The sequence below is a fragment of the Microvirga sp. BF8 genome (assembly GCF_059888585.1).
In genome coordinates this window covers 1477006-1496116 of the sequence record NZ_CM187619.1, presented here as the reverse complement: position 1 = coordinate 1496116, position 19111 = coordinate 1477006, and the positions used below count along the sequence as shown (strand labels likewise).

Here is a 19111-nt window from a genome sequence, read left to right as displayed (position 1 = left end):
GCGCGCGGCATCAGAATCGCCCCACTGCGTCATAGCGGTGCCGACAGGCTCCGATGCAGAGCATCCGCGATTTTCCCTGCGATCTCTCGGTGAATCTCCTCGCGGGGCCGCTTGCCGTCACCGCAGATCGCATCGTCGTCCCCCTCTTCCCGCAGCAGGGCAGGCCCATCCTGCGTACATGGATTGAACGCGCTGAAGCTCGTCGCGTCAGAGATGGCGCCGTAGCGGGAGCCAGGGATACGTGCCTTGAGCCCGGACGCCTCGACGGCAGGGGCTATCGTGCCTGGAGACCCGAGATTGATGACATCAACTGGGATCCTGATCCCCGCCAGGCTCTCGGGAGCAAAGCTGGTGCTCAGTTCAGGATCGACTGCGATGACGGCCTTGATCCGCTCATCCCGGTGGGACCGACCGAGGTTTTCGGCATCAACCCTCTTCAGGTCGACACCGACACTTGCGAACCAGGCGCAGTCCACCCCTGCCTCGGGCCGATCGCATGAGCGGCCATAACTGTTCGGGTCGAGGCGAGCCCCGGCAAGGGCCAAAACGGACGTGCCGCCGAGGAAGAAGCCTACGGCAGCCGCTTTACCCGGCATGATCCGGTTGGAGAGGACCGAGTCACTCTCCAGGGCCGCGAGCGCCGCCGAGAGGTCGGCGGGGCGCAGCCAGAGTTCCTGGACGGCTTTCCTGGCGTCCTTCGGGCCGAGGGCTGGCGGCCGCGGCACGCCGACGATGTAGCCGCGAGCCGCCAGGGAGGATGCAATCCAGCCCTCGTGGTACGGAGCAGCCCGGAGGCCGCCGTGGGCCAGCACGATGACAGGGTATTGACCCTTGGCGACCGGTGCATTTCGAAGCGCTGGTGTTCCCTTGAAGACCTTGCTCCTCCCGGTTGTCTCGGCAGAGCCCTCCGCGTCCGTCGGGTACCAGACGGTCAGCTCCATAGATTCGCCCCGAACTGGTGCGGATGCCGCCATGGAGCGGACTCCGACCCCGTGCTCGGGTGCAGCAGCAGCCGCTCCGATGATCGCGTGGAACAGGAACGCTGCGGTCCAGATTCGGTATTGCGACACCGCCCTCTCCCTTCCTTGGATCGCCCCGCTCCAGGAATGGAGCGGGATGCTACCGGATAAGTTCAGTTGTGTCTGGTGGCTTTTGCTACCGAATGCCGTATCGAGCGCACCACAGTTGCCGGACGCCGCGGACGACGGTTGAACCGAGTCCGGGCATCCATCTGCGGATGGTCTCACAGGACATGCCAAGCCAACATCCGGCCGCGAGTCCCTCCTCGTCGCGGCAGCTGAGGGTAAGCCGAAAAGTAGCCGGATCACATGCCGGAAGATCTTGGATGGGAACTGTCCGCCTTGTGCCAGAACCGGACGGTCCTGGTTCACAAGTTCATTGCGCGGAATGCCGCAATGGAACGGACCGCTCCGTGTGACTGGATCGCCGCTGCATCGGTCTGGCATTCGGTAACAAGCACCACCAGATCTGAGCCACGCCTTCCAGCGTCTGGACGCCGTTACTCGCAATGAGCCCCTCACAGGGAGCATTTCAGCGATAGCTGAAGCGACCTTCGTTTTGGCAGCTTTGTCGGGGAGACCGCGAGTGGGGCTTCCCCGCTGCACAATTCCGAAAGTCGTCGAGACATGCTGCCGGGAACGCCCTCCAACGGTAAGCGATCGGTTCTCGAGGTCAATCCAACTCGTCAATCCAGTCCGGCACGGGCAAGTCCCTCGATCAGGCGCGCCCGATCCTCGGCGCGGACGAAAGCATCCGCTGCTCCGACCGCGTCCCGTGAGATGTCAGGGACGAGCGACTTGAGCCGCCCGAGCAAGTCCGTGGCGGCCTCGTGGTCGCCCAGAAGTCCAGCACAGGCCGCGCCAATCACCAGCGGATATGCGTGGCCGGACCGCAAGCGATGCGCCTCCCGCGCATAGCTCAATCCAAGCTCATAATTCGCACCCTGGAAGTAAGCCTTGGCGTAGTAGAACTGAAAGTCGCCGAGGAAAGCCTCGCGCGGGCTCAGTCTGAGGGCATAGTCAATGCAAGGAATGGCCTCCGCCGCGCGGCCTCCGTTGGCATGCGCAAGTCCCAACTGCCCATGTGCAAACGCTGAGTTGGGGTTGATCGCGACACCCTGGCTGACCGCTGCCATCGCCAGGGCATCGTCACGCGTCGCATAAGCCGTCATAGCCTGCGCTAGGTAAGCCCACGGTTCCTTGTCGTCTGCGGCAATGGCCTGTTGGACGACATCCCTGGCAAGTGCCAGGGCGCATCCCATGTCCTCCCACCCCTGGAACGCGCGCCACATCGTAATCCAACCTTTCATGGCGAGGGCCTGGGCATAGTCGGGAGCTAATCCGATTGCCCGTTCGAGCAGGGGGAGCATCTTCCGGCTACTCTCCTCAGACAACTGGGAACACAGGAACACGGCCCGCACGACACATTCCCAGGCATCGAGGCCATGATGCGGCTTGCGGCTTTCGCGGGCATGCTCTGCCGCCAGGAGTTCCGGCCCGATGCGGCCGACGACGCTTGCGGTGATTTCGTCCTGAATGACGAAGATGTCGCCGAGGTCGCCGTCGTACCGCTCGGCCCAGAGATGGGCTTCGGAGGCCGCATCGATGAGCTGCGCGGTCACCCTGACACGGTTGCCGGACTTGCGGACACTCCCCTCGAGAACATAGCGGATCCCGAGCTCGCGACCGACGGCGCGCACATCCACGGGCTTTCCCTTGTAGGTGAACATCGTGTTGCGGGCGATCACGAAGAAGCCCTTGAGCTTCGACAGTGCGGTGGTGATGTCCTCGGTGAGACCATCGCTGAAGAGGTCCTGCTCCGGGTCGGCGCTCATGGCGTTGAACGGCAGCACGGCAATGGATGGTCGGTCCGGCAGTGCGAGCCTGGGCGGTACGGTTCGTGCGGCCATCCCTTTCGGAAGGGTGCGGTACAGTCGCACCGGCCGCTCCATGTTCTTGAGCTCGCGTTCGCCCAAATACTCGTAGTCGCAATCGAGCTTGCCCTGGAGGTGATCGTACGCCGTACCGGAAATGCAAACGCCGCCTGGATCTGCCAAGGTCTGGAGGCGGGCCGCGATGTTGACGCCATCGCCGTAGAGGTCCCCATCAACCTCATGGATCACATCACCGAGATTGACGCCGATCCGGAAGATGATGCGTCGCTCCGTTGGGATATCGGACTGGTTCTCGGCAACGGCCTTCTGGATGGCGACCGCGCACGCAACGGCATCGACGACCGAGCCGAACGCCACGAGCGCACCGTCGCCCATCAGCTTGACAATGCGACCCTGATGCTCAGCCAGCAGTGGGTCGACCACCTCCCGGCGCAGAACCTTCAGGGCCGACAATGTCCCAGCCTCGTCATCTTCCACGAGGCGGGAATAGCCGACGACATCAGCGGCCAGGATCGCGGCCAGCCGCCGCTCCGCTCTTGCAGTCGCCATGGCTGTCTCTCCCTCAGGAGATCCGCCGGATGAAGCCCAAGCGATTGACGCGACATGCACCATCCGGCTGCCCGACACCGCGACCGTGCTGGTTGATGATAGCACTGAAACGGCCATGTGGCGACGCTTCACGAGAGAGCGCCGTCAACAGGAACAGGATCCGCGAAGCGGTCGGTCCGTGCTTCGCGAGACATGGCAGCGCGACAGCTTCGATCATCTCGTCAACAACGCAGGCCATGGCGAGATGGCCGCACTCGAAGACAGCACGGAGGCACAGTTCGACCGGCTGGTGAACGTGCACTTCAAGGGCGTGTTCTTCCTCACTCAGGCCCTCCTGCCACTCATCGCGGAGGGCGGCCGGATCGTGAACCTGTCCTCGGGCCTGACCCGCATCTCGTTTCCCGGCTTCTCGGCCTATGCAGCAGTGAAAGGCGCGGTCGAGGTTCTGGGCGTGTACATGGCCAAGGAGTTGGGCAAGCGCGGCATTGCTGTAAATACTGTCGCTCCCGGCGCGATTGAGACGGACTTCCTGGGCGGAGCCGTTCGCGACATGCCGGACGTCAACAAGACCTTTGCCGACATGACCACGCTGGGCCGTGTGGGTGTCCCAGATGATATCGGACCGATGATCGCCAGCCTGCTGAGGGAAGACAACCGCTGGATCAATGCCCAGAGGACCGAGGTCTCCGGCGGACAGGTCATCTGAACAGGACAAGCCGTGGCATTGCTTCCACTTCTCGGGAAGCGATGCCACATTCACCGTGCCCCGTGCGCTGGTCTCACCTTCGCCCCACGGAGATGCGTCGAGGCGACCCAACTTCCGGGTTTGTTACCCTCACCACCTCGCCCGCCCTTCATCGATGAGGAAGCAGGCAGTTGGCCCAACTTCCTCCAGCGCCGGCAGCCAGATGATAACCTCCGCTGCCTGCTCGATCGTCTGGCCTCCCTGTGCAAGTGGCGAAGGTCCCCTCCGTGTGCGGCAGTTCTCCTCCGACGTGTCGGAGGTGACACTTCCTCTGCCGCCCGACGAGACAGGGGCGCAGTACCACGTGCGGTCGATGCGCGAAGGAACGCAAAGGCGGGTGCAAGACGAGCACCTGGCTCGCGCCCGCTGATGGCTGCGGCGCTCCGCACCTGGCCGCGGTCCGGACATCCCACGCTGGCATCAACGATCTTCGCCGCCATTGCGGGCGCCCTGGCCCCGGCCCTGGCGGGTCATCCCCTAGGGTGTCCGGACACCAAGCAGCCGTAGCCTAGCAGGAGGTTGACGTACCGCCCGATGCTGCCAGTTAATAGATGCAAGACAACGGGTTCGGACCAGCTCCGCCCCGGCCTCTTGCCTGGTGGCCAGGGGCGCACAGAGAGGGATCGGCATGGTTCAGCAGCTAACCACCGGCGAACGCCAGAACGCCCTGGTTATCCTTCTTTGCCTCTTCGTTGCGGGCATTGCCATGGCTGCGGCCGGCGGCTCCGATCCACTCGGCGTGCACGGCCTCATCGTGCTTCTCTTCGGCGCCGGCCTCGCCGCTCTCGTCATGCGGTCGTACTACGAGCCCGAGCCCGACCAGAACCGCCTCTCCCAATACTATGACGACCCGATCAAGGCCGGCATCGCCCTGACGCTCGTCTGGGCAATGTTCGGCATGTTCATGGGCGTGTGGACTGCGGCCCAGCTGGCGTGGCCGAACCTCGCCTTCGATGCCGCCTGGTCGGGGTTCGGGAGGCTGCGGCCCACCCACACGACCGGCGTGATTTTCGGCTTTGGCGGCAACGCCCTGATCGCCACCTCCTTCCACGTCGTGCAGCGCACCTCCCGCGCCCGCCTGGCGGGCCAGGTCAGCCCGTGGTTCGTGCTGCTCGGCTTCAACCTGTTCTGCCTCCTCGCCGTCACCGGCTACCTCATGGGCGTGACCCAGTCGAAGGAGTACGCGGAGGCGGAATGGTATGCCGATCTGTGGCTGGTGGTCGTCTGGGTCACCTACTTCGTGCTCTTCCTTCGCACCATCGCCCGGCGGAAGGAGCCGCACATCTACGTCGCTAACTGGTATTACATGGCGTTCATTGTGGTGGTGGCGATCCTCCACATCGTCAACAACCTCGCCCTCCCGGTGTCATTCGGCCACGCCAAGAGCTACACCATCTGGGCCGGCGTGCAGGATTCCATGGTGCAGTGGTGGTACGGCCACAACGCCGTCGCCTTCTTCCTCACGGCCGGCTTCCTGGCGATGCTCTATTACTACCTGCCGGTCCGGGCGCGGCGCCCGATCTTCTCCTACCGGCTCTCGATCCTCAGCTTTTGGGGCATCACCTTCTTCTACATGTGGGCCGGGTCGCATCACCTCCACTACACGGCGCTGCCACATTGGGTGCAGAACCTCGGCATGACGTTCTCGGTGATGCTGCTTGTCCCCTCCTGGGCCTCGGCCGGCAATGCGCTGCTCACCCTCAACGGGGCCTGGCAGAAGGTCAGGGAGGACGCGACGCTGCGCTTCATCTTCGTGGCGGTGGTTTTCTATGGGCTGTCGACGTTCGAGGGTTCGTTCTTGGCAATCCGCCCGGTCAACGCGCTCTCCCACTACACTGACTGGACTGTCGGCCACGTCCATGCGGGTGCGCTGGGCTGGGTTGCGTTCATCACCTTCGGCTCGATCTACACCCTGGTTCCCTCGCTTTGGAAGCGTGAGCGCATGTATTCGCCGGTGCTGGTGGAGGTCCACTTCTGGCTGGCGGTCACCGGGACGCTCATCTACGTATTCGCGATGTGGAACTCTGGCATCCTCCAGGGCCTGATGTGGCGCACCTACACGCAGGACGGGGCGCTCGCCTATTCCTTCCTCGACTCGCTCGTCGCCATGTATCCGTACTACATCGCCCGGGCCTTTGGCGGCCTGCTGTTCCTGCTCGGTGCCATGGTCGCCGCCTTCAACATCTGGATGACAGTGCGCGCAGTGCCCATGGCCGTGAGGCAGGCGGACATGCCGGACACCGGACTTGCCCCCGGCGCCGCGGCCACCCCGGCGGAGTGACATCATGGCTGAACTGTTTCACCGCAGGATCGAACGCACCGCCATCGGCTTCGTCGTCGCGATCATCGCCGCCGCCAGCGTTGGTGGCATCGTCGAGATCGCGCCGCTCTTCACCATCCACGGGACGGTCGAGGAGGCGCCGGACCTGCGCGTCTACACCCCGCTGGAGCTGGCTGGGCGCAACATCTACATCCGAGAGGGCTGCTACGCCTGCCACAGCCAGATGATCCGCACCCTGCGCGACGAGGTCGAGCGCTACGGCCCGTACTCGCTCGCGGTCGAGTCCAAGTATGATCACCCGATGCTGTGGGGCTCGAAACGCACCGGACCCGACCTGGCCCGAATCGGCGGCAAGTACTCCGACTTCTGGCACGTCGCGCACCTGACCAATCCGCGTAGCGTGGTGCCAGAGTCCAACATGCCGGCCTACAGCTGGCTCGCTCGCACCGCCCTGGAAACGGATGATCTCGGGCAGCACCTGCGGGCGCAGCGGGCGCTTGGCGTGCCCTACACGGACGAGATGATCGCCAACGCCACCGCCGACGCCTTCGGGCAGGCGGCGCCCGACAGCCCGTTCGCGGCGGGGGTGACCCAACGCTATGGCGAAAAGACCCAGGTCAGCGGCTTCGACGGCGTGGTCACCCAGCTCACCGAAATGGACGCGCTGGTCGCCTATCTTCAGGTGCTTGGACGGCTGACCAGTGCGGCCTATTCCAGTACGGCCGCGCCGGAACAGGCGCCGAACCCCACCAACAACCCCACCAATTGACGACGGGCAGGAGGACGGCAGATGGACATCGACCACGACACCCTCGTCGGCTTCGCCAAGAGCTGGGGGCTGTTCTACCTGATCGCTTTCAGCATCTGCGTGGTGATCTATGCGTTCTGGCCGGCGAACCGAAAACGGTTCCACGACGCCAAGCAGAGCATTCTCGATGAGGACGATAAGCCATGGCGGTAGAGGAGGTTGATCCCGTCAGCGGTCGCAGGACCACGGGACACGAGTGGAACGGCATCAAGGAGCTCGACACACCGGTGCCGCGCGGCGTGCTGATGTTCATCATCGTCACGCACCTGTGGGCGCTGCTCTGGTGGGTCCTGATGCCGACTTGGCCGCTGATCACGACCTATACCAGGGGTCTGCTGAACACCAACCAGCGCGAGATCGTGGAGCAGGACATCACCGCCGCCCAAGCCCAGCGGGCGTCCTGGATGAAGGCCATCGAAACGTCGAGCTACGAGGACATCCTGGCCAACGAGGACCTGATGAAGGTCGTCCGGACGACCGGCCACCAACTCTTCGGCGACAATTGCGCCGCCTGCCACGGGGCCGACGGCCGGGGCCGCGCCAACTATCCGGACCTGACCGATGAGGACTGGCTCTGGGGCGGGGGACCGGAGAAGATCGCCGAAACCATGCGGATCGGCATCAACTCCCCCCATCAGAACTCCCGCGTCGCGCAGATGCCGGCCTTCGGGCGCGACGCGATTCTGGACCGCACCCAGGTTGCGAACGTCGCGACCTATGTCCAGTCCCTGTCCAACCCGGCGGTCTCCACGGCGCAGAATATCGAGCAGATGAAGGCCGGACGGGAGATATTCCTCACCACCTGCTCGGCCTGCCACGGCGAGGACGGCAAGGGTAACCGCGAGGTTGGCGCCCCCAACCTGACCGATCAGTTCTGGCTTTATGGCGGCGACCTGCAGACTCTGATCAACACGATCCATGGGGGGCGGCAGGGCCACATGCCGACTTGGGACGAGCGGTTGAGCCCGGCGGAGATCAAGATCCTGGCCCTGTACGTCGCTTCCCTGGGAGAAAAGCGGCGATGACGGCCGGTCCTGTGACACAGCGGGCCAAATGGCCTGTGCTGGCGTGGCTCCTGGTGGCTGCCGGACTGCTCGTCGTGGTGGGCGCCAACGCGCATCTCGTCTACGTCGCGGTGGCGTCCCAGCCCGACTGCGTTGCCCACCTGAAGGAGGCAGGCTCCCAGGCGGGCGAATATCGGGCGGCGAAGCCCGCCTGCTGAGAAAGATCGAGCGATGCACGGTTTCGGGGAAGACAGATGAGCGAAGCGGACAAATCGTACGGCTTGCTGAGCGAGACCTCCGGGATCGAGGAGACGCGCAACCCGGCGCGCCAGCGTCATTTGCCGGCGCAGGCCGCGCTCGACTGGCTGCGGGCTGGCTGGCGCGACCTTCTGGTCCAGCCGGGCCTCAGCCTGGCCTATGGCATTGCAGTCTTTCTCATCACGCTCCTCCTCGCCTGGACGCTGATCGCATCGGGACGGGACTACATCCTGTTCCCCGCCATCGCCGGCTACATGATCGTCGCGCCGATTCTGGCCATCGGCCTCTACGAGAAGAGCCGCGCCCTGGAGGCCGGAGAGCATCCGACGCTGAGCACGATGCTGCTCGTGCGGCCGCGGGCCGGGGCGCAGATCTTCTTTACCGGACTGCTGCTCTGCCTTCTCATGCTGCTCTGGAATCGGGCTGCGGTCCTGATCTACGCCCTGTTCTTTGGCGTCCGTCCGTTCCCGGGCCTTGATGGGGTCGTCGGCGTCCTTCTCACGACGCCCGTCGGCTGGGCGATGCTCATCGTCGGGACGCTCATCGGCGGGCTCTTCGCGGCCTTCGGGTTCGCGATCAGCGTGTTCTCGATCCCGATGCTGCTCGACCAGCGCACGGACGCCCTGACGGCCATGGGCACGAGCATGGCCATGGTGTGGAACAACCTCACCCCGATGATCGCCTGGGGTGCCGTCGTGCTCGCCCTGTTCGTGGCCAGCGCCGTGACCGGCTTCCTCGGATTCATCGTCATCTTCCCGCTTCTGGGCCATGCCACGTGGCACGCCTATCGGGCCATGCGGTGATGTGGCCCGGGCGTGAGAGACCGGATGGCGAACAGCCATGACCTGCTGCGCTCCCATCGGCGTTCCTCCTGCCTTCGATGGCCCGCGCCACCCTGGGGCTGCCCTGGAGGAGATCCGGCTGGCCAGCCGCGACCTCGGCGACGGCACGCGTCAGAGCGACCTGTCGGTACCCGGCGTCAAATGCGCCGCCTGCATCGCCGCGGTGGAGCGGACGCTGGCGAAGCTGCCCGGCGTCGAGGCCGCCAGGGTCAACCTGTCGACCAAGCGCGTTGCGGTCCGCTGGAACACCACCGACGGCAGGCCGCCCGACCTGATCGGCGCCCTGCGCGGGATCGGCTACGAGGCCCATCTGTTCTCGCTGGAGCAGGATGCGAAAGATCCCGAACTGGCGCACCTCGTCCGGGCGCTGGCGGTGGCGGGCTTCTGCGCGATGAACATCATGCTCCTGTCCGTGTCGGTCTGGGCGGGCGCCGACGCCGGTACGCGCCAGGTCTTCCACCTCATCTCGGCTCTTCTCGCTCTCCCCGCCCTCGTCTACTCCGGCCGGATCTTCTATGCCTCGGCTTGGTCCGCACTGCGCCATGGCCGCACCAACATGGACGTGCCGATCTCCATCGGCGTGTCGCTTGCCTTCGCCCTTAGCCTTTACGACACGCTCCACCACGCGCCGCATGCGTACTTCGACGCGGCGACCTCCCTGCTGTTTTTCCTGCTCATCGGCCGCACGCTCGACCATGTGATGCGCGAGCGGGCGCGCTCCGCCGTGGCCGGCCTGGCACAGCTCGCCCCGTCCGGCGCTACAGTCATCCGGGATGGGCGGCCGCTCTACGTCCCGGTATCGGAGATCGGGCCTGGTGCGGCGGTGCTTGTCGCCGCGGGTGAGCGGATCCCCGTCGACGGGGTGGTCGATCAGGGCATGTCCGAGCTCGATTGCTCCCTCGTCTCGGGGGAAACCATGCCCCGCAGGACTGCCCCGGGGGAAATCATCCAGGCGGGCGTGATGAACCTCACCGGTCCGCTGACGGTCCGAGCCACCGCGCGGGCTGAAGACTCGTTCCTGGCGGAGATGCTCCGCATGATGGAGGCAGCCGAGGGCGGACGGGCCCACTACCGGCGGCTCGCCGACCGCGCCGCGGCGCTCTACTCGCCCGTCGTCCACACGTTGGCCCTGCTGTCCTTTATGGGCTGGCTGTTCGCCACCGGGGACTGGCATGCGTCCACCACCATCGCCATCGCTGTGCTGATCATCACCTGCCCGTGCGCCTTGGGCCTGGCGGTACCCATCGTGCAGGTCATCGCCGCGCGCCGCCTGTTCGAGAGCGGGATCATGGTCAAGGACGGCTCCGCGCTGGAACGTCTGGCGGAGATCGACGGGGTGGCCTTCGACAAGACCGGCACCCTGACGCTGGGCAGGCCTATCCTGGTCAACGCAGACGAGGTGGCGCCATCAGCGATGCGGATCGCCTCGGGAATAACCCTGGGCTCGCGCCATCCGGCAGCACAGGCGATTGCCGAGGCCGCGGCACAGCGTGCGTCTCAGGTCCCGGCGTTCGACAGGATCGAGGAAGTTCCCGGCCTGGGGCTCGAAGGTCGGCTCGGTGACGACACGTACCGGCTCGGCAGACCGGAGTGGGCGGCGGGATGGTCAGTTCCGGATGATTCCCCCGTAGCCGGGTCGGTGTCGGTTCTGGCGCAAAACGGCGAATTGCTTGCGGCCTTCGTGCTGGAGGACCGCGTCCGCCGCGACGCGCGAGAAACCGTGGAGTACCTGCAACGTCAGGGACTGGCGGTAGAGATCCTCTCGGGCGACCGGGTGCCGGTGGTCGAGGACCTGGCGTCGAGGCTCGGGATCCGTGGCTTCGCGGCGGGACTGCTGCCGGCGGAAAAGGTGGCACGTGTAGCGGCGCATCAGGCCGCGGGCCGGAAGGTCCTGATGGTTGGCGACGGCCTGAACGACGCACCCGCCCTGTCAGCCGCCTCCGTGTCCATGGCCCCCGCCACCGCGGCCGACATCGGCCGCAATGCGGCGGATTTCGTGTTCCTGAACGAAAGCCTGTCCGCCGTCACCGACGCCCTTGGGATCTCCCACCAGTCCCGCCGGTTGATCCTCCAGAACTTCGGCTTGGCGGTCGGCTACAACGCCCTGGCGGTGCCTGTCGCCGTGCTGGGCTATGTAACGCCCCTCGTCGCGGCGGTCGCGATGTCATTGTCCTCGATCATCGTCGTCGCCAATGCCATGAGGCTGTCGACGGCCCGCAAGGCCACGTAAAGCCAAGGCCCTGAGGAGGATTTGATGGGATCCATGTGGTGGCTGATCCTCATCGCCCTGGGCATGGGACTGGCCGGCCTGGCCGCCTTCCTGTGGTCCCTCCGCAGCGGGCAATACGAAGATCTTGATGGAGCGGCGGAGCGGGTCCTCCTTGAAGAAAATCCGGATGATAGAGGTCAGGCCCGTGAGGACAGGTGATGGCCCCGCGTCTCCGGGGCACAGTCGGTGCCGGCGCGATGCGCACGAGAGTGACCGGACTAGGGCCAATTGCATCGATGCCGTTTCTGAGGATTCCGCACTGGGGCCCGGCGCACAGCCTCTGTCAGACGAGGGCGCGGGTCACACCCACCAGGGTCATGCCGAGTGCCGCGAGGCTCGGCACCATCACTGCAGCACCCGAAGCCAAGGCGAGTATCGCCACCCAGTCGAATGGCTTGTCAACGAAGCGAGGCACGATCGGCTCATCCTTTCCCAATGACACCCAACGGATTCCAAACCGCTTCCGTTCCAGCGCCCCCTCAAGCTGAGCGATACCTCTGGCACCGACGGATCTGAAAAGACACCTGAAGCAGCAGAAGCAGCCTACCAAACCCGCAGTATTCCTGGAAGCCCACGGGAAATTCCTGAGCCGCCACAGGTCCCGTCCTCGTCCATCTGATGCCGCCGTCCGGCAGTCATTGATGTTCCCCCTGGAGCGGGAGGGCTTGGAGATGCGCCTGTGCGAGGACGGTACCCAGCTCTGCGCGGATCGGCAGATCATAAGTTGCCTAAGATCGGCTCTCTGCCGTTCAGGGACGTTCCCGTCGCGCCGACACTCGACGCGGAAATCGTCCATCCTGCGTGCATCCATCCGAGATATCCCGACGCACGCACCCCTGCCACGTGAACATTGGACGCGGCCAGTGGTTTCACGTTCTTACCAGCCCGATGCTCTGGCCAGATCGACCTATCAAATGATGCAGCAGCTTCACCTCTTCGGCTTTATCACGCTCGGCTTTATCGTCCTGGCCGTGGTCTGGCTGCCCGTCCTGCTCCAGAGAGCGCCTTTGAGCCTGCCCATCCTTGCAGTGGCCTTCGGCTACGTTTACTTCCTCCCCATGTCGCCAGGGCGGTTCTTCGCGACCTACGGTGGGGCGACGGAGATCCTCCTCGAATTCGTACTCGTTATCGCCGTCATGGGAGCGGGCCTGAAGATCGACAGGTTTTTCGGCTGGAAGGCATGGTCGAGCACATGGAGGCTGCTGGGCCTCGGCATGCCGCTCTCCGTCGCGGGGATCGCCTCCTGTGGCGTGTGGATGCTCGACCTCCCTCTCCCCGAGGCGGTGTTGCTCGCAGGCATCCTGGCTCCAACCGATCCGGTCCTGGCCTCGAACGTCCAAGTTGGCCCGCCCGGCGTGGGCGAGGAAGGCGAGGTTCGCTTTGCCTTGACCTCGGAGGCCGGTCTGAACGACGGGCTCGCCTATCCCTTCGTGACTCTCGGCCTTCTTCTCATGGAGGATACGCCGCGACCGGCGCTGTTCGGGAGCTGGCTTCTGACCGACTGGGTTCTGATCGATCTATTTTGGATGACCGGCGCGGCCGTCGCCGTCGGCATTGCGGTCGGCCGCGCCATCACGGCGATCAACCAGCGCATTCCGGAGCGGTTCCGCATCTCACAATCCGAGAACGGACTTGCGGCGGTCGGGGTCGCGTTTCTCGTCTATGGCGCCGCGGAGGCGATCCACGCTTACGGATTCGTGGCCGTCTTCACGGCGGCCGCGACCATCCGCAACACGACGAAGAACCTCAGCTATACCCGCGATATTCACAGCTCGGCGGAACAGATCGAGCAATTGGTATCGATCCTAATCCTCGCCCTGTTCGGCGGCGCGCTCGCCGAAGGGCTCATCGCTTCTCTCGACCTTACCGAACTGGCCTTTGCCCTCGTGGTGCTCTTCCTGCTGCGCCCGCTCGCCACGCTCCTCGGTTTCGCGGGGTCTCGCCAACCAATGCCGGTGCGGCTCGCCCTCGGCTTCTTCGGCATCCGGGGGCTCGGCTCGCTCTACTACACCGCCTATGCCGTCAACGAGGGCCACGCGGCCGATCCCGAGCGCCTGTGGCGGATCACCGGGATCATCGTGCTCCTGTCCGTCATTGTCTACGGCCTCAGCGCCGGCCCTATCATGACCATCCTCGATAGGATGCGGCTGCGGCACGCGGCCTGAGCCGCGATGCGCAGCGCCTCTCGGTCGGCGCCCCGTCGTCTATCCCTGACCCGTATACGTTGAATGCAAGCCTGCGCTCCTGGTTGAAAGCCGAACCCGAACGGGCTGTGCCCTGCTGACCCCTTGGCTCGCGGCTTTGCGAGCAACCACCTGATTGTCAGCAATGGCTCAAACTGAGAAGTCCACCACCCTCTATGAACGTCCGGTGTCTCCGACATCAGCAGATGTCAGGTCTACCTCCGAGAGGTGCCAATGGAAGTCATTGCCAACTGAGAAGGCGCGGCCTCTCGCAGTTCGGCATACTCGCATTGCAGTCGCACTTTGGTATCATGCGGGCACTTACGTGCTCCAGCCTCGATCACTTCTTCCTGTTATAGACATCGAGGGACACGGCCGCGAGCAGTACGAGCCCTTTTATGACCTGTTGGTAGTCGATGCCAATCCCTAGAATCGACATCCCGTTATTCATCACGCCCATTACGAACGCGCCAATGACGGCACCCGTCACCTTGCCGACGCCGCCGGTGGCGGAGGCGCCGCCGATAAACACTGCGGCGATCACGTCGAGCTCGAAGCCGAGTCCCGCCTTCGGCGTCGCCGTATTGAGGCGCGCCGCAAAGATCAGGCCGGCGAGGCCCGCCAGCACGCCCATGTTGACGAAAGTAAGGAAGGTTAGCCGCTCGGTCTTGATGCCCGAGAGCTTGGCCGCCTTCTCGTTGCCGCCCAGCGCATAGATGCGCCGGCCGATGGTTGTGCGATTGGTGACAAAAGCATAGAGCGCGATCAGCACCGCCATGATGACAAGGACGTTCGGCAGGCCGCGATAGGTCGCGAGGAGATAGCAGAACCCGACGACGAGAACGGCGAGCAGGGTGTTCTTGAAGGCGAACAGGCCGAAGGGCGCCGTCTCGACCGAATGCTTCAGCTGGCTGGCGCGGCCGCGGAAGCTGAAATAGATGATTACCGCGACGCTTGCGGCGCCCAGGAACAAGGCGGTGTAGTTGAAGCCCTGGCCGCCGAACACGTCAGGAATGAACCCGGAGCTCAGGCGCTGGAACCCGACCGGGAAGGGACCGACCGACATGCCGCCAAGGAGAGCCAGCGTCAGGCCTTTGAAGACAAGCATGCCGGCAAGGGTGACGATGAAGGACGGTACCTTGAAATATGCCACCCAGTAGCCCTGTGCCGCGCCGATCATGCCGCCCACGATCAGGCACGCGATGGTGGTCGTGACCGGATCAAAGCCCCATCGCACCATCATCATGGCGGCCAAGCCGCCGACGAAGCCGACGATGGAGCCAACCGAAAGGTCGATATGTCCGGCGACGATCACGAGCAGCATGCCGAGCGCCATGATGACGATGTAGCTGTTCTGCAGCACAAGGTTTGTGAGGTTGAGCGGCCGCAGCAGCGTGCCGTCCGTCACCACCTGGAAGAACAGCATGATCGACAGCAATGACAGTAGCATGCCGTAATCGCGGAAATGGGTTTTGACGAATTCCATCCACGACGTCGTGCGCTCAGGAAGCTGGATCTCGTCGGCGGTTCTGGTATCCATCTCAGCGTCTCCCCGACCTTACGATAGCGTGCATGATCTTTTCCTGGGATGCCTCGGCAATATCGAGCTCGGCAACCAGGGAACCTTCGTTCATGACGTAGATCCGGTCGCACATGCCGAGCAGTTCCGGCATCTCCGATGATATCATGAGAACACCCTTGCCAGCATCGGCCAGCCTGTTGATGATCGTATAGATCTCGTATTTCGCGCCCACATCGATGCCGCGGGTCGGCTCGTCCAGGATCAGGATCTCAGGGTCGGAGAAGAGCCACTTGCTCAAAACCACCTTCTGCTGGTTGCCGCCGGAGAGGTTGACGGCCTCCTGGAAGACGCTCGGACTGCGGATGCGCATCTTGGCGCGGTATTCGTTGGCGACCGCCAGTTCCTGAATGTCGTCGATGACGAAATTCTTCGACACGCCCTCGAGACGGGCGAGCGTGACGTTCTTGCGGATATCCTCGGCCAGGACCAGGCCATAGGTCTTCCTGTCCTCGGTGGCATAGGCGATCCCGTTGGCGACGGCCTTTTCCACCGTGCTGACATCGATCTCCTTGCCGTGAAGGGTCACGCGGCCCGAGATGTTCTGGCCGTAGCTGCGGCCGAACAGGCTCATAGCGAACTCGGTCCGCCCTGCCCCCATCAGCCCGGCGACGCCGACGATCTCACCGCGCCGGATGTTGAGGTTGACGTGCTTGACCACCTGCACATGCCTGTGAAGGGGGTGACAGGCCGACCAGTCCTCGACCTGGAAAATGGTCTCGCCGATCCTCGGCTCCCGCGTCGGATAGCGGTCTTCCATGGTGCGGCCCACCATGCCGCGAATGATGCGGTCTTCGCTCACCTCTTGCGTCCGGCAGTCGAGCGTCTCGACGGTGCCGCCGTCGCGAAGCACCGTGATGGAATCGGCGACCTTCGAGATCTCGTTGAGCTTGTGCGAAATGAGGATCGACGAGATGCCCTGCTCCTTGAACCGGAGCAGCAGGTTCAGGAGCGCGTCGCTGTCCTTCTCGTTGAGACTCGCGGTCGGCTCGTCGAGGATCAGAAGCTTCACCTTCTTCGAGAGCGCCTTGGCGATCTCCACGAGCTGCTGCTTGCCGACACCGAGATTGGTGACCAGCTCATTGGGCGATTCGTTCAGGCCGACGAGCTTCAAAAGCTCCTTCGTCCGTGCGAATGCCATGGACCAGTCGATGACGCCGTATGTGGCCAGCTCGTTGCCCAGGAAGATGTTTTCCGCAATCGACAGGAGCGGCACCAGAGCCAGCTCCTGATGGATGATGATGATGCCGAGCTTCTCGCTGTCGGAGATGCCGGCGAACCTGCGCTCCTGGCCTTCGTAATGAACCTCGCCGCTATAGGAGCCATGCGGATAGACGCCGCTCAGAACTTTCATCAGCGTGGACTTGCCGGCGCCGTTCTCGCCCACCAGCGCATGAATCTCGCCGGCCTTGACCGTGATGTTGACGTTATCCAGCGCCTTCACGCCAGGAAACGTCTTGGTGATCCCCCGCATCTCAAGGATCGCGTTCATCGCATGACCTCGGGCAATGAGCTTTCAAGAAACGAGCAAGGACCCCGCGCTGACGCGCAGGGTCCAGTCTTCACAAAAGCCAATTACTTGAACTGGTCTTCCTTGTAATAACCGCTGCCGATCAGGACTTCTTTCCAGTTCGATGCGTCGACGCTGACCGGCTTCAAGAGGTAGGACGGCACTATCTTCACGCCGTTCTCGTAGGTCTTGGTATCATTGACCTCGGGCTGCTTGTTGGAGAGCACGGCGTCGACCATGTTGGCCGCGACCTTGGCGAGCTCGCGGGTGTCCTTGAACACCGTTGAGGTCTGCTCCTTGGCAAGAATCGACTTGATCGATTGGACTTCCGCATCCTGTCCGGTGATCACCGGCATCGGCTGCTGCGGCGTGCCGTAGCCCACGCCCTTGAGCGAGGAGATGATGCCGATGCTCAGGCCGTCATAGGGCGAGAGAACCGCGTCGACGCGCTTGTCAGTATAGAACGCGGAGAGCAGGTTATCCATGCGGGCCTGGGCGACGGCGCCGTCCCAGCGCAGGGTTGAGACCTTGTCCATACCGGTCTGTCCGCTCACGACCTTGAGCTTGCCGCTCTTGATGTAGGGGTCAAGCACGGACATGGCGCCGTTGTAGAAGAAATAGGCGTTGTTGTCGTCGGGCGAGCCGCCGAACAGCTCGATGTTGAACGGGCCTTTGCCCTCCTTGAGTCCCAGCGCCTTCTCGATATAGCCGCCCTGGAGCACTCCGACCTGGAAGTTGTCGAAGGTGGCGTAGTAGTCGACGTTCTTGGAGTTGCGGATCAAGCGGTCATAGGCGATGACCTTGATGCCCTTGTCAGCGGCCTGTTGCAGCGCATCGGAAAGCGTGGTTCCGTCGATGGCCGCGATCACGAGCACCTTCGAGCCCTTGGTGATCATGTTCTCGATCTGCGAGAGCTGGTTCGGGATGTCGTCTTCCGCATATTGCAGGTCGACGTTGTAGCCCTTCTCTTTGAGCACCTTGACCATGTTGTTGCCGTCGTCGATCCAGCGCGCGGACGACTTTGTCGGCATGGCCACGCCGACCGTACCCTTATCCTGCGCCTGCGCGGCGCCGAGCATGCCGAAGGCTCCAAGAGCCACGGCCGCCAATGTGGTCGTGAATGTCTTCAAGGTCGTTCTCCCTCTCGTCCATGCCCGGATCGACATCATCGCGCCCGGTGCATCTTCAGTGTTCTTCACTCTGGACTCAGGTGGGCATGCGGCGGCCGGCAGAGGCCGGCGCCCTCTCCTCACCCATCACAGCGGAGCCACCCTTGGAATAGCCCTGCCTCCCGTTTGTAAACCGAGTGTTAGACGTGTCACCCGGCCCTATAAATCATACTATAATACTATTTTACATTCCACGTCTCGGCGGCCCAAGCCGTCGCGTCAGCTACTCGACACCTGAGAAGGCATGGACCTGGACCGTCGCGAGAGAGCTTTCCACATGCTTGATCTGCACCCGCTCCGCAGCCTGCAGGATCAGATTCGACATGGCCCCGCTCGCCGCGACGGCATTGCGCTGCTCGATGCCGTCGAACACCGCCTGATGCTGCCGCATCACCTCTTTGAAGCGCTCGTCGCTGGAAACCGGTGAGCTGATCGTGAACGAGGTGGCGAGCGCCGCGCCAATCACGGAGCCGATCGATTGCAGGAAAGGATTGGCGGAGGCCTCCAGGATGGCCTGGTGGAAGGCGAGATCCGCTTTGGTGAAGCCCTGCCGGCTCGTCTCGCACTGATACATGGCCTGGAGCGCTCGATGCATTTCCTTGAGTTGCTCCGGCGTGCGGCGCATGGCGGCGGTGGCACAGGCCAAGGGCTCCAGCATCTGCCGGATCTCGAACAGCCATCCGAGGAAGCGGGCATCGACGCCCATCTCCAGATGCCATCCGAGGATGTCGGCGTCGAACATGTTCCAGTTGTTGTGGTCGAGAACCTTCGTGCCGACCTTCGTCTTGGACTCGATCAGGCCCTTCGCCGCCAGGGTTTTCAAGGCTTCGCGCAGGGCCGTGCGCGAAACGCCGTACTGCTCCATCAGCTCCGCATCGCCCGGCAGGGTGCTGCCGATGGGAAAGCGGCCCTGTATGATGTTCTGGCCGATCCCATGGGCGACGAGATCATGGGCTGATCGCGCTCTTACAGGCCTCCGGACACCGTTCAGCAACACCAA

At 63.8% G+C, this 19111-nt stretch carries 17 protein-coding genes; 10 read left to right on the top strand and 7 right to left on the bottom strand.

The features are described 5' to 3' along the window. Nucleotides 1-29: 29 nt before the first annotated feature. Nucleotides 30-1070 (bottom strand): alpha/beta hydrolase family protein, encoded by a 1041-nt coding sequence (locus AC522E_RS07225; protein WP_500749730.1) that lies wholly within the window; start codon nt 1068-1070, stop codon nt 30-32. Between the two features lie 635 nt (nt 1071-1705). Continuing rightward, nucleotides 1706-3463, bottom strand: a complete 1758-nt coding sequence (locus AC522E_RS07220) for an adenylate/guanylate cyclase domain-containing protein (RefSeq protein WP_500749729.1) — start codon at nt 3461-3463, stop codon at nt 1706-1708. Here AC522E_RS07220 and AC522E_RS07215 point away from each other — a divergent pair. The 9 genes from AC522E_RS07215 to ccoS all read left to right on the top strand — a co-directional run bounded on the left by AC522E_RS07215 (nt 3462) and on the right by ccoS (nt 11829). Continuing rightward, on the top strand, nt 3462-4169 hold the full coding sequence (locus AC522E_RS07215; protein WP_500749727.1) for an SDR family oxidoreductase: 708 nt from the start codon (nt 3462-3464) through the stop codon (nt 4167-4169). The two genes, AC522E_RS07220 and AC522E_RS07215, sit on opposite strands and share 2 nt — an antisense overlap. Nucleotides 4170-4836: 667 nt before the next feature. Then, nucleotides 4837-6489 (top strand): cytochrome-c oxidase, cbb3-type subunit I, encoded by a 1653-nt coding sequence (ccoN, locus tag AC522E_RS07210; protein WP_500749726.1) that lies wholly within the window; start codon nt 4837-4839, stop codon nt 6487-6489. A gap of 4 nt (nt 6490-6493) precedes the next feature. Continuing rightward, on the top strand, nt 6494-7258 hold the full coding sequence (gene ccoO, locus AC522E_RS07205; RefSeq protein WP_500749725.1) for a cytochrome-c oxidase, cbb3-type subunit II: 765 nt from the start codon (nt 6494-6496) through the stop codon (nt 7256-7258). A gap of 21 nt (nt 7259-7279) precedes the next feature. Continuing rightward, nucleotides 7280-7450, top strand: coding sequence for a cbb3-type cytochrome c oxidase subunit 3 (locus tag AC522E_RS07200; RefSeq protein WP_500749724.1), 171 nt, complete (start codon nt 7280-7282; stop codon nt 7448-7450). Then, the gene (ccoP, locus tag AC522E_RS07195) at nt 7441-8322 is read left to right on the top strand and encodes a cytochrome-c oxidase, cbb3-type subunit III (RefSeq protein WP_500749723.1); all 882 of its coding nucleotides are present in this window, start codon (nt 7441-7443) and stop codon (nt 8320-8322) included. Before AC522E_RS07200 ends, ccoP begins: the two co-directional genes overlap by 10 nt. Continuing rightward, nucleotides 8319-8519: a hypothetical protein gene (locus tag AC522E_RS07190; protein ID WP_500749722.1), complete on the top strand. Its 201-nt coding sequence runs from the start codon at nt 8319-8321 to the stop codon at nt 8517-8519. Before ccoP ends, AC522E_RS07190 begins: the two co-directional genes overlap by 4 nt. A 36-nt stretch (nt 8520-8555) precedes the next feature. After that, entirely contained in the window at nt 8556-9362 is an 807-nt protein-coding gene (locus AC522E_RS07185) for a DUF2189 domain-containing protein (RefSeq protein ID WP_500749721.1), read from the top strand. 37 nt (nt 9363-9399) lie between these two features. Further along, entirely contained in the window at nt 9400-11631 is a 2232-nt protein-coding gene (locus tag AC522E_RS07180; RefSeq protein WP_500749720.1) for a cation-translocating P-type ATPase, read from the top strand. Between the two features lie 24 nt (nt 11632-11655). Next, nucleotides 11656-11829 carry a cbb3-type cytochrome oxidase assembly protein CcoS gene (gene ccoS, locus AC522E_RS07175; protein ID WP_500749719.1) on the top strand — a complete coding sequence of 58 codons (174 nt, stop codon included), beginning with the start codon at nt 11656-11658 and terminating at the stop codon, nt 11827-11829. A gap of 124 nt (nt 11830-11953) precedes the next feature. Here the strand turns inward: ccoS and AC522E_RS07170 are convergent, their stop codons facing one another. Continuing rightward, nucleotides 11954-12085 (bottom strand): hypothetical protein, encoded by a 132-nt coding sequence (locus tag AC522E_RS07170; protein WP_500749718.1) that lies wholly within the window; start codon nt 12083-12085, stop codon nt 11954-11956. 448 nt (nt 12086-12533) lie between these two features. Between AC522E_RS07170 and AC522E_RS07165 the strand changes: the two genes are divergently transcribed. Then, on the top strand, nt 12534-13835 hold the full coding sequence (locus AC522E_RS07165) for a cation:proton antiporter (protein ID WP_500749717.1): 1302 nt from the start codon (nt 12534-12536) through the stop codon (nt 13833-13835). A 358-nt stretch (nt 13836-14193) separates the two neighbouring features. On the opposite strand, the gene mmsB is transcribed toward AC522E_RS07165, so the two are convergent. The 4 genes from mmsB to AC522E_RS07145 all read right to left on the bottom strand — a co-directional run bounded on the left by mmsB (nt 14194) and on the right by AC522E_RS07145 (nt 19105). Further along, the gene (gene mmsB, locus AC522E_RS07160) at nt 14194-15393 is read right to left on the bottom strand and encodes a multiple monosaccharide ABC transporter permease (protein WP_500749716.1); all 1200 of its coding nucleotides are present in this window, start codon (nt 15391-15393) and stop codon (nt 14194-14196) included. 1 nt (nt 15394) lies between these two features. Further along, entirely contained in the window at nt 15395-16924 is a 1530-nt protein-coding gene (mmsA, locus tag AC522E_RS07155; protein WP_500749715.1) for a multiple monosaccharide ABC transporter ATP-binding protein, read from the bottom strand. An 83-nt stretch (nt 16925-17007) separates the two neighbouring features. Next, nucleotides 17008-18021 (bottom strand): multiple monosaccharide ABC transporter substrate-binding protein, encoded by a 1014-nt coding sequence (chvE, locus tag AC522E_RS07150; RefSeq protein WP_500750603.1) that lies wholly within the window; start codon nt 18019-18021, stop codon nt 17008-17010. 313 nt (nt 18022-18334) lie between these two features. Then, nucleotides 18335-19105 carry a FadR/GntR family transcriptional regulator gene (locus AC522E_RS07145; RefSeq protein WP_500749714.1) on the bottom strand — a complete coding sequence of 257 codons (771 nt, stop codon included), beginning with the start codon at nt 19103-19105 and terminating at the stop codon, nt 18335-18337. Nucleotides 19106-19111: the final 6 nt, after the last annotated feature.